A 16,793-nucleotide genomic window follows, 5' to 3' on the forward strand; every position below is an offset into this window, starting at 1 on the left:
ATTTTAAAGTGGTTGCTTTGATTGGACAAAGGCTTTTTCTTATAATCTTAACACAAGGAGGAGTTACATGTCGACGGTAAAGCCCTTTAAAGCTGGAAGACCAAAAAAAGAGTTCGTGGAACAGGTAAATTGTCCACCTTATGATGTTATTTCTGTAAAAGAGGCAAAGGAACTTTACAAAAAGAGCGAACTTAATTATGTCAAGGTAATAAGGCCCGAGGTCCACTTCCCCGACGACTATGACCCCTACAGAGAAGAGGTCTACCTAAAGGGAAAGGAAAACCTGCAACAGTATTTCAAAGACGGCATCTTCTTCGTCGAAGATAAACCTTCTTTGTACATTTACGAAGAGATTATGGGAGACATACGTCAGGTCGGGCTCGTGGGAATCTTTTCCTGCAAAGAATACGAAGAAGGGAAAATTAAAAAACATGAATTGACGAGGGAAGAAAAGGAAATCGACAGGGCGAAGCACATCGATATCCTCGGTGCCCAGACCGAGCCTGTCTTCCTCGCCTACAGGTCATGGGAAAAGTTGGACAATCTCATCTTCGAGGGCACAAAATTCCCAAAAGAATATGACTTTGTTGCTGATGGAGTGAGGCACATCCTGTATCTTGCAAAAGATGATGAATATATAAAGGAAATCCAGAAACTCTTCGCCGAACTTCCTCACCTTTATATTGCCGATGGCCATCACCGCTCCCAGGCGGCCTGGAGGGTAATGAAATGGAGAAGCGAAAGGAATCCAAAACACACTGGGGAAGAGCCTTATAACTTCTTTCTCGCCGTTGTATTTCCCCACAAAGTACTGCACATCATGGACTACAACAGAGTCGTAAAGGACTTGGCGGGACTTACCGAAGAAGAATTTCTCAACAAACTCAGGGAAAAATTCGAAATAGAGGAACTCCAGGTAAGGGGAAACGATGCAAAACCCAAGACAATCCACACCTTCAGTATGTATTTAAACGGTAAATGGTACTCATTAAAGGCAAAACCTTCCATCATTAAAGAGGATGACCCAATAAATTCCTTAGATGTTAGCATTCTTCAAAACGAGGTTTTAGATCCCATCCTTGGCATCAAAGATCCAAGAAGGGATAAAAGGATAGACTTTGTCGGCGGCATAAGAGGCCTCACAGAACTTGAAAGGCTGGTGGATAGTGGGGAATTCAAAGTGGCCTTTGCCCTCTATCCCACAACTATGGAACAACTTTTCAGGGTGGCAGACGCAGGCATGATAATGCCACCCAAATCTACATGGTTTGAACCAAAACTCCGTAGCGGGCTATTTTTACACCTTTTAGATCCGCTACAATAGGGAGGTCACTATGGCGACCATTAAAAAAATAAAAGTAGATGCAAAGTGGGCGGGCAATATGCTCATTGAACTAAAGGCAAGGGATTTGGTCCAGTATGTGGACCAGCCTGAGGCATCCGGTGGGACTAACAAGGGAATGACACCCCTTGAGTATGTTCTTGGAGCAATGGCAAGCTGTATCATTACCATTGGATTAATTATTGCAAAGCAGAAAAGGCTTAACATAAAAGGACTTTCAGCCTCAGCGGAAGGCGAAATAGATTACGATGTTTTGATGGGAAAGGCTGACAAACCTCGTGCAGGTTTCTACAAAATCAAGGTCAATGTTAAGGTCGATGCAGATATGTCCAAGGAAGAGAAAGAAAAATTCTTAAAAGAGATCGAATCTAGGTGCCCTGTGGCAGACAACCTTCTCAATCCTACGCAAGTAGAGGTGGTACTGGAAGAGTAGGGAGAATTTTAGAGAAAACATAAAAAACCTTATAAAGAGGCAGACAGCATATAAAAAGAGTTTTACCGGTACTTGCCGAATTTCTTTTAACTGAATTTTAGCATATTTGTGAGGGTAGCAATTCCTTCGCCCTCTTAGTTGTATAATTTTTGATGGATGAAACTTCTGCTTCTTTCTAAGGTCAATTCCGTTCACACCCAACGCTGGGCAAATGCCCTTTCGGAAAGAGGAATCGAAGTTCTGGTATTCGGTCTTGAAGGCTTGAAATCTAAAGAAAATCCTTATCGCTCTGAAATCACCATAAAAACTGCGGGCATCGATGAACAAAAGCAGGGAGGTTTCAAAGAAAAATTAAATTACCTTAAAGCCTTACCGCTTCTTAAATCCACTATAAAAGAATTCAAACCCGACATCCTCCACGCCCACTATGCCTCCAGTTATGGACTTCTGGGGGCATTGACCGGCTTCCATCCCTTTGTAATCTCCCTCTGGGGTTCTGACATCTTCGATTTCCCTAAGAAATCCTTTTTAAACGCCCTTATTATCAAACATAACCTTAAAAGGGCCGACCTGATAACCTCAACCTCCATTACCATGGCAAAGGAAGGGGCAAATTACACATCAAAGAAGATTGAAGTCGTGCCCTTTGGTGTCGATTTAGAAGTCTTTAAGCCTTCAGAGGGTAAAAGGACCTCTCCCGGCACTTCCATAGTAATTGGAACAGTGAAATCCTTAGAAAGAAAATATGGAATTGACACATTGATTTTAGCCTTTGCCCTTTTGAAAAGAAAATTTGAAAAGGACGACTTGAGGCTAATCATAGTCGGAGACGGCCCCGAAAAGGACAATTTGAAACGACTCACAAAAGATTTAAACATAGAAGATTTTGTCACCTTCACAGGCTTTGTACCCCACAAAGATCTCCCGGGTTATATAAACATGATGGACATTTTTGTCCTTCTCTCAAGGGTGGAAGAAAGTTTTGGGGTTGTGGTGGTTGAAGCGATGGCCTGTGAAAAACCCGTTGTAGTCTCAAGGAAGGGCGGACTTCCTGAGGTTGTTGAAGATGGGGTAACTGGATTTGTCGTTCCCGCAGAAAATCCCGAAGCCGCAGCCTCTGCCTTAGAGACCCTGATCTTGAACAAAGACCTAAGGTCATCAATGGGAAAACGAGGGAGGGAAAGGGTAAAAAAATTATACGACTGGAAAGAAAATGTTAGCATAATGGTTGAACTTTACGAGGAATTGCTAAAACAAAAATCTAAGACCTTTTAAGAAACTTTTTTATCTCTGTAATCCCAATTTTAACTAAATCCGCATAAACAAGACAAAGGGCAATAATAGCGATTAAGCTCACCCCACCCACTGCCACAGGATTACTTACAAAGGTTGCAAAGAGGCTTACAAAAAGCAGAAGGCCAATGGCAGAATAAATCTTTTCAAGGGGGTACCTTACCGGGTAAAGTTTCATAGAAACAAAGGTTTCAAAGGTAAGGAGCACTATAAAAGAAAGCCCCGTCGAAATAGCTGCCCCCCTTGCCCCGAGCTTTGGGACCAGGAGGTAATTCAAAAGTGAGTTGATAAGGAGGCAAAGGCCATCGGAAACTATGAACCAGTAAGTTTTTTTCAGGAAATTTATACCCCTTGCCGTAACTGCCAATACACTGGAGATCACAGGAGGGAAAAGGAGAAAAGGCAAAGTCAGTGAGGCCGGCCTGTAATCCCTTGCCATAATGTAAAAGAGAAGATCCTTAAGGCCTATTACCACAAGGGCGAACAGAACCATCACAAAGCTTATAACCTTTGCAGCGTCGATAAAGAGCTTCTTATTTTCCCTGTCCTTCTCGTAAGTTTCATAAGCAACGGGAAACCAGAAGTTCTGAAAGCCTGAATTTATCAAATACATTACATAACTCAGCTTAAAAGCAACGCCAAAATAACCCAGTTCAGTAAAGGTGGAAAAGGTTCTGAGAAAGATTCGAGAGATCCACTGAAATAGCCACCACAGCAGTGCAGAAGGCAGAAGGGGTAGTCCATAAAGTGCGAGCTTCTTAAGTAAATCAGAGTCCACTTTCACAGGAAGGAGATTGGAATGCTCAAAAATCGTCCCAACTAAAAAGGAAAATCCATTCCCGAATATCTGGCCCCAGACAATGGCATAGAAGTTTCTTCCAAGGAAAAGTGCATAAAGAATCGTTACCCCCACATTTACCACGGATTGGACCACAAACACAGTAGAGTAAAGGAACCCCTTCTTCTGCATTCTGATTACCGCAAGGTTGTAGGTCTGAAGTACCCCCGTGATGAGAGAAAGGGAAACAAGGCCCGCCATCGGATGGTTTTTATCACCGATCAAAAAGAGGGAGAGACTTTCATTAAAAGCAAAGAGCAGGAGAGAAATGATGACGAACAGGGCCAAAGGCGGGAATAAAGAAGTCCAGAAGAGCTCCGAACGCCTCTTTTCTTCAACCTCGTAGAAGTACCGTACAAAACTCTGGTCAAAACCTGCAAGGACAACAACGAGCAAGAAAGAGTAAACCGTTGAGTACATTGTGGACTTTCCAAACTCAGCCGGGGAAATAAGGTATGTGATTATAGGGATGGAAAAAAAGCTAATGATTGCCTGTATCCAAACCCCGAGAGAAAAGGAGAAAAAGAGCTTTAACGCCTCTTTAAAATTGAGCCTCTTAAATCCACCTTTTTCCATGAGAACCTTAGGAGTAAATTATAATCTCAAAACCGTGCAAAAACTATAAAAATGCGGAAAGTGAAAATGAAGCGGTATTTTCATGCAAAATTATAAGCGCAGGGAATTCAATAACTTAAGCTCTTTAATCATCTCTCTCCCTTTATTTCAATGCTTTCAGCCAACTGTTCAGATTTTTGACACTTGAAAATTTTTAATGCTGAACTTATAATAAACAAATTTAAAAAGGGGGTTTTATGTGGCTATTTCTGTGGTTATTCCTCCAGGTTCCCCCGGAAAGGGTGGAACTAAAGGTGTTAAATGAGGGTATAAAACCCGTTCCTCCAATCCTCCAGTGCTAACGGTTCCTGATACCATAAAATGGCCTGAACCATTAGAAAACACGCCTACCATACCTTTCAAAGTGGGAAAGGCTCCGGAGATGAAGAGGATAGAAATCCCCTTCAATGAGGTTCTCTACCAGTCCATCGCCCAGAACACCATTTCAGAATACCACGAAAGAGTCAAAAACGCCTTAAAGAGCAAGGCAGACGATAGAGAAATAGCCCGTCTCAAAATGGAAATGGAAAAAACCTTACTGATGCAAAGGCTTGAAATTTCAAAGATCGAAGGGAAAGATGAGGAAGTGGAGAAGGTAAACAGAGCCCTAACAAACCTTGAAAATCTGATGAAAACTCTGGAGGTGGAAAAATGAACCTGATACTAATGCTATTACTTACCCTGACCGATGTATATACAAAAATGGGGGCATCCCTGAGGGAGAAAATCCAGGGGATGAAGGATAACGAAAAAATCCCCGTCATCGTTGTAATGAAACAGGGATACGACCTTTCTAAATTCAAAGAGGATGACTACGACGGCAAGAGAAAATATATGATGAAGACCGCTGAAGAATCTCAAAAGCCTGTAATAGATTGGCTAAAATCCATCGGAGAAACGGAGAACCTTAAGCAATTCTTTGTAATAAACGGTTTTGCCCTCAAAATTTCAAAGAAGGCCCTTCTGGAACTCTTAGACAGGGAAGATGTTGCCTATGCCATAGAAGATGAGTATAGAAGATGGATCCCAGAAGAACCCCAGAATTATACTAAGGCATCTTATCCCACAGGCTCTTCAGAAGTCCCCTGGGACAGACAGATAATGGAGGCAGATAAAGTCTGGAAAGATTTGGGTTACGGAGGTGAAGGAATCGTCGTTGGAATAATGGATACTGGTGTGGATGTTGACCATCCTGCCCTTAAAGACAACTGGAGAGGAATTGCAGGCTGGTATGATGCAGTAAATGGAAAGCCTACTCCCTATGATGACAATATGCACGGGACGGCCTGTGCCAGCATCCTTGCAGGGAAATACAATCTCGGTATCGCACCAAAGGCAAAATGGATTGCGGTAAAGATCCTTGATAACCAGGGAAGCGGGTCTACATCCCAGATTTTATCAGCCTTCAACTGGATTGCAAGTCTTCCAGACAGTTTAAAACCGAGGATAGTGTCTAACTCCTGGGGATTATCAGCTTGGGATGACGTAACCTTCTTTGACGCCTGTAGCACGTGGAAGGCACTGGGCATTTTCCCCGTCTTTGCCATTGGAAATGATGGTTCAGACCCTACCAAACAATCGGTACCCGGTACCTATCCAACGGTGCTCGCTGTGGGTGCCACCGATCCTAACGACCAGATCCTCTCCTACAGTTCCCGTGGTGGCGCTCCAGACCTGGAAAGATGGAATGATACTGACAACTGGTATGCACCAGACTGGAACAGGCATAAACCGGATATTTGCGCCCCTGCCGACCCCGTCTGGGCTGCCTACCCTGGTGGCGACTATATCAACGACTTTAATGGCACATCCTCAGCCACTCCCCATGCAGCAGGCGAAGCAGCCCTCATCCTTTCAAAGAACCCCTATCTCACCCTCTCAGAGCTTTACCTTACTATAAGAAATAATGTAAAACTAATTCAACCTCAGCGCTACGATTTCCCCAATGACACAACGGGATGGGGAAGGATTGACGCCTACAGGGCTGTTCTGAATACCCCTGAACCAACAAAGTCCAACATTGTTATTCTTGATTACACCGTAGATGATAGGCTCGGAAACAGCGATGGGAGACTCCAACCCGGAGAGAGGGTTTACCTTAGTGTAAGATTTAAGAACAGAGGAGTTTCTGCCACATCGGTAACCGCCTCATTGGTCTTTGATTCCATCCCCGGCTACACCCATTATGTAACATATAATACGAGAAGCGTTTCCCTTGGTTCGATGGGAAGGGATGAGGAGAAAACCGGGACCTTCGATATAACTCTCTCCTCCTCCGCCCCTACGGATAAATACCTCTACTTCACCGTAAAGGTAGTTACCAACGACGCAACCAGGTATCTCTTCTTAAACATACCAATCGCTGCAGCGAACTACCCTGCACATGCGGATGGCATAGTCTATGACAATAACACTCCAACTTATAACACAAGTAATGACGACGAATATGGCAATTATACGTACTTCGCCATGAGGTTTGAAGCCCCTGCACCCTGCAGGTTAGACTCCCTTAGAGTCTACTTTGATGGAACTGCCACCAATGAGACGCTCTTCGTGTGGAAGCATAATGCAACTTACAATGCACCCGATGCGGAACTTTACGGCTATGCCTTGATAAATGTCAATACCGCCGATGCCTGGGCACTGGTTACCCTTTCTTCACCCATCTACATAACCCAGCCCGGCTACTTCTGGATAGGAATTTGTAAAAACGACGCCTATTCGGTACCCTATCAGGATGATGACGGTGCGAAGACCGTCAACCTTTCAACGAACAACAGACTTGATCCATCTTCCTGGTGGGGGAGAGACTACTGGTATGATTTCTGTATGAGGGCCTTTGTTTACATTGATTCAATAACTGCACCTCAATTCACAGAAGTCACATCGTGGAGACTCGACGATAGTTATTACGGAAATGATGACGGTTTTATTGATCCTGGTGAGAGGGCTTCCCTCAAAATATCTATAAAGAACATTGGAATCACTGCAGAACAGGTAGTGGGCTATCTGTCTCCCGCTGATCAGGCAACAGCGGATAGCGTGGTAATAGAAAAGGACACTGCCTACTTCGGAACAGTTTACAAGGGTGAAGGCACCAACGACAATGATCCCTTCATTATCACCTTTACAAAGTGGAGCGGACTTTCTGGCTTTGATCCAACCTTCCAGCTCATTCTCCACTACTATTACGGAAGTGGATTAAGAGATGAAAAGTGGGATACCGTTACCTTTTCTATCACAGGGCCCTACACTACAATGCCTGTTTCTGACACAGTATGGTACCCAATGGGACTCGGTTATGGTTTCCTGCTCAGCAGTTATCCAACATCTACTGCTGATAGATACTGGGCAACCTACGCCCAATTTGGCCCAGGGGTAAACGATTCCATCTATGTTGATTACGTCTACATCTACGGATACAACAATGGAACTACTGCAAGGAACATGTACCTTTACCTTTGGTCACACAACGCCACTTCCAACACCCCGAGCGGCGCACCCTTCTATACCAGTGCCGCAATCAGTGTCCCGGCCGGTGCCAGCCAGTTCTACTTTGCAAGACCTAATATAAAAATTCCTTCCACCTTCTGGTACGGTCAGAATTCAAGAGTGGGTACTACGGGAACAGGCCTCAAGCCGCCCTTCTGGTCTTCTCCTTTTATAGGGCAAAATTATACCCTTGTTAGCACATCAAACAGTACCTGGAGTGGAAGTTATCTGCTCGGTTATGTTGCGGCTCCCCTCTTTATGTATTTCAAAATTATGCATAACCATCCAACCCTTTCCTACTTTACACCCGATGGTTGGGATAGCCCCATTGTGCCTTCAAACTCTAATTCCACACTGCTTCCATCAATCCTTAAAGGTGATACAACGGTTTACATTGCAAGCTGGGTAGCTTTAAACAGAAGCAATGTAAATGCAACCGTCCCATCTGGAAACTCAACGAGGAACATTATGTTCTTGGACAACTACTCCCTTGCTCAAACAACCATCACTGGCCCATATACCATATCACCCTGGAATTATATCTACGCCTCCGGATATCAAACCAATATATCCGCTGGAAGACATAGCCTTGCCTATAAAATCGATTGGGACAACATAGTACCGAGTAATGTATTTAACCACTATCTAAGATGGTGGGGTGAGCAGTATGTCTTTGCACCTATTGGTTATCTAAACTACAACACACCCACCTGGTCCACTTACGCTCCTCTTATGTACACCGTCGGCTCCGGATATACTCCGAATGTAAGGGCTTTCAGGATCAAGACCGTACCCAATCAGTGGACCCTTGTGGCGATAAAGAACTCCAAATACGGCTCAAGCAGTGACTCCATAGACCTCGACCTCAAGATTTTCGATGATGCACCAACTTCACCTAAGGATGGCTTAGAACATCCCGTTGCTGCCTCTGCCCTTGGTCCCGACAAGATCGACTTTATTACCATCTGGTCAACCAGTGAGCAGGATCTCTATCCCGGTGTTTATTCCTTTGGAGCGGTAAGGGATAGCTTCCAGATCGTTACATCTAAATCGGCCATTGGATACTTAGTTGCAAATGGCACCGGTACCTTGGATGTAACACTACCGGATGGTCAATTTGCCTATGTTGAAAATGTGATATTCCCTCAAAACACGAATCCAACATTAACGGTAAGCGTACCCGATGGAAATGCTGATATTGCCCTCTATCTCTACTCAAAGAAGGCACTCACTACCAACTATGGTAATCCATTCCAGTATGTAACGATGGCAGATGCCAACGGTGTTGGCGGAAGCGAAAGCGTAACCTACTCCTCCACCTCTGGTGATGACACAACCGCCCTTGTGGTCATTGTGAAGTCTACAACAGGAAAATCACCGGTAACCATAAGATTCAACAATATTGTAGTGCTACAAGTAGATGAAAATGCCGACAACTTCCTCAACACCATCACCTACACCATACCAACCGTCGCAAAGCCAGGAAACTCCATTGTAGTAACTTCACCAACCCTCCTGCCCTTCAGCGTAAAACTCTACGATGTCACCGGTAGAGAAGTGGCGACCCTCTTCGACGGTCTCGTCAACAAAGGAAAGACCTCCATCTCCATACCTTCCAACCTAAAAGCCGGCATCTACTATGTCGAAGTAAGGTCCGGTGGAAACAGAGAAATGCACAAAATGATAGTGGTGAGGTAAGGGGAGAGAAAAAGCATCTCTTCGGGGCCTTACCCGTTCGGGTAAGGCCCCTTTTCATTTAATAACGCAGTTGACAAAATTTCCTGCCAAGTCTATAACAAATAGTTCCCTTACACTCCTTAAAAAATTCAAGGCAACAACATTAAAATTTAACACCAAATGGCCTTTTATGTCAATTTTAAAAGAAAATATTTTTTAACAACAAGTAGTTTCAGCAACTTTAAAGAAGGCTTAAGATTTTACAGACCTGTCAGTGCCGTGGGATTTATTAAAAAAGGCTTAATACACATTGCTTACCCCTTTATTAAGTTTTGTAGCAAACGAATAAAAAAAGAAGATTTTTTTCAGCGATATAAAATTGAGAAATTGCTTGAATGGGAAAAAAACTGGGGAACGTTCAACGCAGTTTACATTCCGACGGGAAGCGGGAAGTTTGTAATTCAGGTGGTAAAAGGTTCGAAAGTTGCAGGCTACTTGAAGTTTGCCGTCACCGACGAATCAGCCAAAGCCTTAGAAAACGAAGAAAAAATTTTAAAACTCCTTGAATCTGAAACCATTAATTCTTTTTGCTACCCCAAAATTCTCTATTCCGAGAGGTCTTATGGGAAAAAACTTCTCTTTTTGGGCGCCCCTGAACACTTAAAAAGCCCAATTAAATTCAACTTCAAAGCCATTTTAGAATTATGGAAAAATATTTCTGCAATCGAATCCAGAACTCTTCTTCTGGAGCAAATCCCGTGCTTAAAGGATTTGGAGAGTAAAATAAAAGGAAATAGAAATGTACCTCAAATTGAAATCTCAAACATCTTTGATAAAATAATGCTTGATCTCAGGGGCCTTGAAATCCAAACAGGCTTAGTTCATGGTGATTTTAAGATCTGGAACATTTTTAAATTGAAAAATGATAAATTCTATGTTATTGATTGGGAATGGGCGCAAAGAAATTCGTTACCCTTGTGGGATTTATGGACTTGGGCATTTTGGAACTATTTTTCAAGCGGCAAAAGGCCAAACAAAAACAAACTATTAGAAAGGGCTATGGAAATTGCAGAATTATCGGGTAATAAAATGAGCGTAGATATAGTCAAAAACCTATTCAAACTCTATTTAATTTATCTTTACACCACACTCGAAGAATTTGGCCATAAAGATGGACTTACAACCAAGACTTTAGAAACACTTTATTCGCTGTTGATTGAACTATGATCAAACAAATCAGGAGTCTCTTCAACAAGATAATGAAAAATCCTGATTACAGAGCTCTTTTAGAAAATTTTTCATCGCTAACGGCGCTCCAGTTTGTAAACTATGTTTTTCCAATAATTACATTCCCTTACCTCGTACGGGTCTTAGGTGTTGAAAAATTTGGCTTACTCTCCTTCGCACAATCTTTTGTGGCCTATTTTACACTATTAACAAACTACGGATTCTATCTTACGGGAATCCAACAAATCGCAATCAAAAGGGAAGATAAAGAAGAATCTGGCAAAATCCTTGCAAGCATAATCGGAGCTAAAATCTTCTTAATGATCCTTAGCTTCTTTATTTTTAGTTTAATCGTTTTTTCTTTTAAAAAATTCAGGCAGGATTACACCCTTTACTATTTCTGCTTTGCAATAGTCTTGGTTGAAACTTTCACACCTTATTGGTTCTTTCGTGGAATTGAAAAAATGCGCTACATAACAATCCTCACCGCAATTTCGAAAGCATTTTACACTGCAGGAATCTTTCTTTTCGTGAGGAGATCAGAACAGGTCTATCTGGTTCCTCTAATAAGCGCTACATCCACATTACTAGTCGATATTGAGGCTTTTAGAGTAATATATCTTAAGTTTAACTACAAGTTCGTAATCCCTAGGACTAAAGATATAGTGTATCAGTTGAAAGATGGTTTTACTATTTTTATGTCACAAGTTGCCATAAACCTTTATACTACATCAAACACCTTCATCCTCGGGATTCTGACAAACAACACATATGTAGGCTATTACGCTGCTGCACAAAAAATCCTATCCATCATACTATCCCTAATTTCCCTTGTTCAACAAACACTTTATCCATATGCTAACCGCCTTGTTGCAACCCAAAAGGGGAATGCTAAAGTGTTCTTCCAAAAACTCACTAAAATCATTGGAATATCGGGACTTATAATATCTCTTTTTTTGTTTATCTTTGCTCCACTATTGGTAAAAATTATCCTTGGTTCTGGATACCTCCCATCTATCACAACAATCAGGATTTTATCTCTACTGCCTTTTTTAGTTATATTAAGCAACGTATTTGGACTTTTAATTATGCTGCCTATGGGTTATAAAGCAGAATTCATGAAAATCTTATGGGGAGCCAGTATTATAAATATAACCTTCGCCTTAATCCTTGTCCCAAACCTTAAGCACAATGGTACCGCAATGAGCGCAACAATAACAGAAATGTATGTCACCCTCACTATGTGGCTATTTTTACGAAGAAAAAGAATTACAATTTAACATGTACGATAACGTGAAGTCAAAAGTTTTCATAATCGGGGCAGGGATTACTGGTTTAACAGCGGGCATTGGTAATGATTTAACTTTGATATTTGAAAAAGAAAATTTTCCAGGGGGATTGTGTGCAAGTTATTACACTGATTTTAATTGTAAAAAATTTACTCAACGTTTGTCTAAAGAAACCTTTAGATTCGAAAGGGGTGGTGGACACTGGATTTGGGCTTCAGAAAGGGATTCTCGATACATAGAATTTCTGAAACAATTCTCAGAATTGAAATTTTATGAGAGAAAAGCCGCCGTATATTTTAGGAAATGGGACTTAATTGTTCCATATCCTCTTCAGTTCAACCTCTACCTACTACCTGGCGAAATAAAAGAAAAGATAAAACAGGACCTTAGAAAGGTAAGTGAAACTCAAGCAACCTCACTTAAAGAATGGCTTTACAATAATTTTGGGGAAACTTTGTGCGAAATTTTCTTTTTCCCTTTTAACGAGAAATATACAGCAGGATTATTGAATAAAATTTCTTTAAAGGACGAATATAAAACGCCTATTATAAAAGAAAGAATAATAGAGAGTTTAGAAAGACCATCTTATGGGCAAGAATTTGGATATAATCCAAAATTCTTTTACCCTGTAGACGGCCTCGATGCCCTTACCGCAAAAATGGCATTAAGAGCAAATATTTCTTATGAAAAAGAAGTAGTACAAATAGACACGAAGCGAAAAGAAATCATCTTCAGAGATGGAGATGATATTAAATTCGAGTAGGTTGATTTCTACTTTACCTTTGAAAATATTAATGCAGCTCTCAGGAATGTTTGACGAAATTGATTTTCTTCTTCATAACTCTTTGTTGGTTTTAAACATCGGCGCTATCAGAGGAAGAAAGAAAATAGACCATCACTGGTTATATATTCCGGAATCTAAAAGCGGATTTCATCGAATAGGATTCTACTCAAATGTTGATAAAGACTTTCTTCCAGAAAGTCTTGCAAATGACGAGCATATAATTTCTCTTTATGTCGAGAAGGCATATCCGATGGGTTTCGAACGGCAGATTGATGTGGAAAAATCAATAAAGGGTATAATCGAAGAGCTCAAAGAATGGCAAATTATAGAAAAAGAGCTCGTTGTAGATTATACGTTGGTTCCCATTGCCTATTGTTGGGAATCAAAGAAATATTACAAAGATCACAAAGAGAAAATATTAAATCAGAAGAAAAAATTACTCCTTATCCTTTTCAGAAATAGCCCTCTACTTTACATCAACAAATTTACCTGACCCTTATTTTTTAAATCCCTTCATTCTTTACCACACCCGATTCCTTGACACCGAAGAAAATGGAGACCACAATGTATTCTGGATTTTAGCAGGCAACTATCAGGGTGCCAAATTCATTTCTCAATTTGAGTTCTCCATCGACGATTGGCACATTCCCGATGTCAATGTCTGGGGCCCAAATAAGATTGCCTGGATCTTTAGAACATATTTCACCGATTTTCCCCGTACAGGTTTTCAGTCAGGAATATCCTATTCTGGCGCAACCCGTTGGGTTTTTGTGCATCGATTAGAACTCCTTTATTTCAAAAACAAAACAGAACCAATGGGCACTCTGAATGATAACGATTTCGACAGCCTTTCCATCTTCCTTCGAAAACCCATTTTAAATTCCTTTAGCCATTGTAAGTTAACATTCTTTTACAAAAGAAAAGGAGAGGGCTCCATAAATGACAAAGATTATACCTATTACTTAGACTCAGCTCCTCTTGAAACTTTCCTCTCCGGAACTGTTGAACATCACCTCGGAAGTAGTATAAACTTCGAAATAATAACAAAAAAATCGAGGCTCATGCTGGACATATCACTCCAGAAAATTTTTAACAGCAATCACATTAAGGGGAAAAGCTCCTTAGAGCTCTCCGCAAAAATTTTTATTTCAACAAGGGCATATTAAAACGCCTGCAACACCAAGATCAAAGTTTATTCTATGGGATCGAAAAGAAAACTACCTTGAGAACTTTATCCTTTCTCCCCTTTATTGTCTCCATAAGCCAGATTTTTGGCGTTTTAATAATGATACCTAAGGAATTCAAAAGAGAATTCATAAAAATTTAGTGGAGTGCAAGCATTATTAGCATCCTTTTATCACTCCTTTTAGTACCAACATTGAAACACAAGGGCACTGCACTAAGCTCAGTTCTAAAAGAAACCTTCGTTAGTTTTTCGATGCTCATTTTTCTTAGGGAAATCCAAGACACTCAATTCATACCAAAAGCATTATAATTAGCCTCAAATGGATAGTTTTCATTATGTGGTAGTTGGTGCAGGATTTGCAGGTTGTACAATTGCGGAGCGGATTGCGAATATTCTTGGCAAAGAACTCCTCATCATAGAAAAAAGACCACATATTGGGGGAAATTGTTACGACCACAGGAACGAAAAAAACATCTTAGTTCATAAATATGGCCCCCATCTTTTTCATACAGACTTTAAAGATGTCTTTGAATATCTCAGTAATTTTACGGAATGGCATCCCTACGAGCATCGGGTCCTTGCAGTAATCAACGGTAAAAAGGTCCCTCTTCCTTTCAACTTTAACTCCATCGAAACCCTTTTTCCACCAAATTTCGCCTCAAACCTTATAGAAAAATTGGTAAAAACCTACGGAAAGGACAATAAAGTGAGCGTTAAAGAACTAATGAGCTCACAAGATAAAGATCTGAACTTTCTTGGAAACTTCGTTTTTGAGAATGTATATAAAAACTATTCTAAAAAGCAATGGGGGATAGACCCACTCAAACTCGGTGAGGAGGTACTTTCGAGGGTTCCGATTTTAGTTGGAAGGGACGATAGGTACTTCCAGGATAAATTCCAAGCAGTGCCAGAACACGGCTATACCAAAATTTTTGAAAGGATGCTTTCTAACAAAAAAATCAAACTCCTTTTGAACACCGATTTCAAAGAGCTAATAAAAATCGACTTCTTAGAAAAAAAAATTTACTTTAAAGGTAAAGAATTCAAAGGGAAGCTCATCTTTACTGCGCGCATCGATGAACTTTTTAACTTTATATTCGGCGAACTCTCTTATAGAACCCTTGACCTAAAATTTGAGACCTTAAAGGTGAACTACTTTCAGGAAGTAGCAACAGTAAACTACCCTAACGATTATGAATTTACAAGAATTACCGAGTTCAAACACATCCACCCTGTTGATAGTGAGTACACCACAATTCTATACGAGTTTCCGCGAGAATGTAAAGAGAGTGACATCCCTTTTTATCCTCTTTTTACACAAGAAGAAAAAGAAAAATACTACAAGTATCTTGAACTTGCGGAAAAACTACCCAATTTGATTCTTGTTGGAAGATTGGCCGAATTTAAATATTACGATATGGATGATGTGGTTAAAAAGGCATTAGATATTTTAGAAGAGAAACTAAAATGAAGGGCAAAGTCTGTGCGGTAGTGGTAACCTATAACAGAAAAAATCTGCTTTTAGAATGCTTGGAGGCACTTAGAAAACAAACAAGGCCTTTACAAGGAATTTACTTAGTAGATAACGCATCCACTGATGGGACCCCCGAATTACTTTTAGAAAAAGGATACATAACCGAACCCCCGCCTAAAGAGTTAAAGGAGCCCTGGGAAAAGGAATTTACAATTCAAAATCTAACTGATGGTAGTACAATAAGGTTTCATTATGTTAGAATGCAAGAAAATACGGGTGGGTCAGGTGGGTTTTATGAAGGAGTTAAAAGAGGCTACGAAAAAGGTTATGATTGGCTTTGGCTTATGGATGATGACGCAGAACCCAAAGAAGACGCTTTGGAAAGGTTAAGTATGTTTTTTAAAGAAGATAATAATGTTGTAGGTTTAACTGGATTGGTTTTATTGCCAGATGGTACTGTATTCAAATACCATGTGGGAAGGGTGAATTCTAAAAACATTTTTCCTTTAGGGCACTCCCCTTTAGATATGAAAGAATATCAAAGCGAGGTAACTGTGGTCGAGATGGCCTCATTCGTGGGTTTAGCAGTAAGAAGAAACGCAATTAAAAAGGTCGGTTTCCCCAGAAAGGAATTTTTCATCCATCACGATGATGTAGAGTACTGCATACGTCTGAGAAGTGTAGGGAAAATTTTGCTTGTGCCTAAGAGCATAATATTTCATAAAGAAGCCGCAAAAACAGGAAGGATAGAAAAACGGCTATTGGGAAGAAAGTTTGTAAGAAAGAAGTTTAACGAACTCTGGCTTACTTATTATGGTATTAGAAACTTTGTTTGGCTGGGTAAAAAATATTCAGAAAATAAATTCTTATTTTATTATAAATTAGTCAAAAATTTATTCAAACAAATATTAGTCGTTATTTTAATCGATGATAACAAATTTAAAAGAATTAGGTTCATCATAAATGCTTACTTAGATGGATTAGTTGGCAATTTTGATAATGAGAAACCAAAGAGGATTTTATATTGGTGAGCAGGTTTTGGAATTCAAAACCTTGAACATTATTTTTTTATTTTAACTTCCCTGTTCTTGCTTTTGTATTTTAGTAACCATTAAATCATAATGACAAGTACGACGAGGAGTC

Annotated in this window: 13 protein-coding genes; 12 read left to right on the forward strand and 1 reads right to left on the reverse strand. The window is 40.6% G+C overall.

The window, feature by feature from the left end; translation table 11 throughout:
* The first annotated feature begins 67 nt into the window (after positions 1 to 67).
* The 3 genes from ABIM45_07175 to ABIM45_07185 all read left to right on the forward strand — a co-directional run bounded on the left by ABIM45_07175 (position 68) and on the right by ABIM45_07185 (position 3,050).
* A complete protein-coding gene (locus tag ABIM45_07175; protein MEO0239681.1) occupies positions 68 to 1,324 on the forward strand; it encodes a DUF1015 family protein in 1,257 nt (418 codons plus the stop codon).
* A gap of 10 nt (positions 1,325 to 1,334) precedes the next feature.
* On the forward strand, positions 1,335 to 1,775 hold the full coding sequence (locus ABIM45_07180; protein ID MEO0239682.1) for an OsmC family protein: 441 nt from the start codon (positions 1,335 to 1,337) through the stop codon (positions 1,773 to 1,775).
* A gap of 156 nt (positions 1,776 to 1,931) precedes the next feature.
* Positions 1,932 to 3,050, forward strand: coding sequence for a glycosyltransferase family 4 protein (locus ABIM45_07185; GenBank protein MEO0239683.1), 1,119 nt, complete (start codon positions 1,932 to 1,934; stop codon positions 3,048 to 3,050).
* Here the strand turns inward: ABIM45_07185 and ABIM45_07190 are convergent.
* Positions 3,037 to 4,482, reverse strand: coding sequence for an oligosaccharide flippase family protein (locus ABIM45_07190; protein MEO0239684.1), 1,446 nt, complete (start codon positions 4,480 to 4,482; stop codon positions 3,037 to 3,039). The two genes, ABIM45_07185 and ABIM45_07190, sit on opposite strands and share 14 nt — an antisense overlap.
* A 334-nt stretch (positions 4,483 to 4,816) precedes the next feature.
* Here ABIM45_07190 and ABIM45_07195 point away from each other — a divergent pair, with 334 nt between their 5' ends.
* The 9 genes from ABIM45_07195 (at position 4,817) to ABIM45_07235 (ending at position 16,681) form a co-directional block, all read left to right on the forward strand.
* On the forward strand, positions 4,817 to 5,176 hold the full coding sequence (locus ABIM45_07195) for a hypothetical protein (GenBank protein ID MEO0239685.1): 360 nt from the start codon (positions 4,817 to 4,819) through the stop codon (positions 5,174 to 5,176).
* Positions 5,173 to 9,711: a S8 family serine peptidase gene (locus tag ABIM45_07200; protein MEO0239686.1), complete on the forward strand. Its 4,539-nt coding sequence runs from the start codon at positions 5,173 to 5,175 to the stop codon at positions 9,709 to 9,711. The genes ABIM45_07195 and ABIM45_07200 overlap by 4 nt, the downstream gene beginning before the upstream one ends.
* Positions 9,712 to 10,077: 366 nt before the next feature.
* On the forward strand, positions 10,078 to 10,917 hold the full coding sequence (locus ABIM45_07205) for an RIO1 family regulatory kinase/ATPase (protein MEO0239687.1): 840 nt from the start codon (positions 10,078 to 10,080) through the stop codon (positions 10,915 to 10,917).
* A gap of 32 nt (positions 10,918 to 10,949) precedes the next feature.
* On the forward strand, positions 10,950 to 12,197 hold the full coding sequence (locus ABIM45_07210; GenBank protein ID MEO0239688.1) for a flippase: 1,248 nt from the start codon (positions 10,950 to 10,952) through the stop codon (positions 12,195 to 12,197).
* A 13-nt stretch (positions 12,198 to 12,210) separates the two neighbouring features.
* Entirely contained in the window at positions 12,211 to 12,969 is a 759-nt protein-coding gene (locus tag ABIM45_07215; protein MEO0239689.1) for an NAD(P)-binding protein, read from the forward strand.
* 19 nt (positions 12,970 to 12,988) lie between these two features.
* Positions 12,989 to 13,483, forward strand: coding sequence for a hypothetical protein (locus tag ABIM45_07220; GenBank protein MEO0239690.1), 495 nt, complete (start codon positions 12,989 to 12,991; stop codon positions 13,481 to 13,483).
* Between the two features lie 322 nt (positions 13,484 to 13,805).
* Positions 13,806 to 14,156 carry a hypothetical protein gene (locus tag ABIM45_07225; protein ID MEO0239691.1) on the forward strand — a complete coding sequence of 117 codons (351 nt, stop codon included), beginning with the start codon at positions 13,806 to 13,808 and terminating at the stop codon, positions 14,154 to 14,156.
* A 339-nt stretch (positions 14,157 to 14,495) separates the two neighbouring features.
* Complete coding sequence (gene glf, locus ABIM45_07230) at positions 14,496 to 15,647, forward strand: UDP-galactopyranose mutase (GenBank protein ID MEO0239692.1); 1,152 nt, start codon at positions 14,496 to 14,498, stop codon at positions 15,645 to 15,647.
* Complete coding sequence (locus ABIM45_07235) at positions 15,644 to 16,681, forward strand: glycosyltransferase family 2 protein (GenBank protein ID MEO0239693.1); 1,038 nt, start codon at positions 15,644 to 15,646, stop codon at positions 16,679 to 16,681. The genes glf and ABIM45_07235 overlap by 4 nt, the downstream gene beginning before the upstream one ends.
* Positions 16,682 to 16,793 lie beyond the last annotated feature (112 nt).

It is taken from the genome of candidate division WOR-3 bacterium, assembly GCA_039803545.1.
In the GTDB taxonomy this organism is placed as follows: domain Bacteria; phylum Hydrothermota; class Hydrothermia; order UBA1063; family UBA1063; genus UBA1063.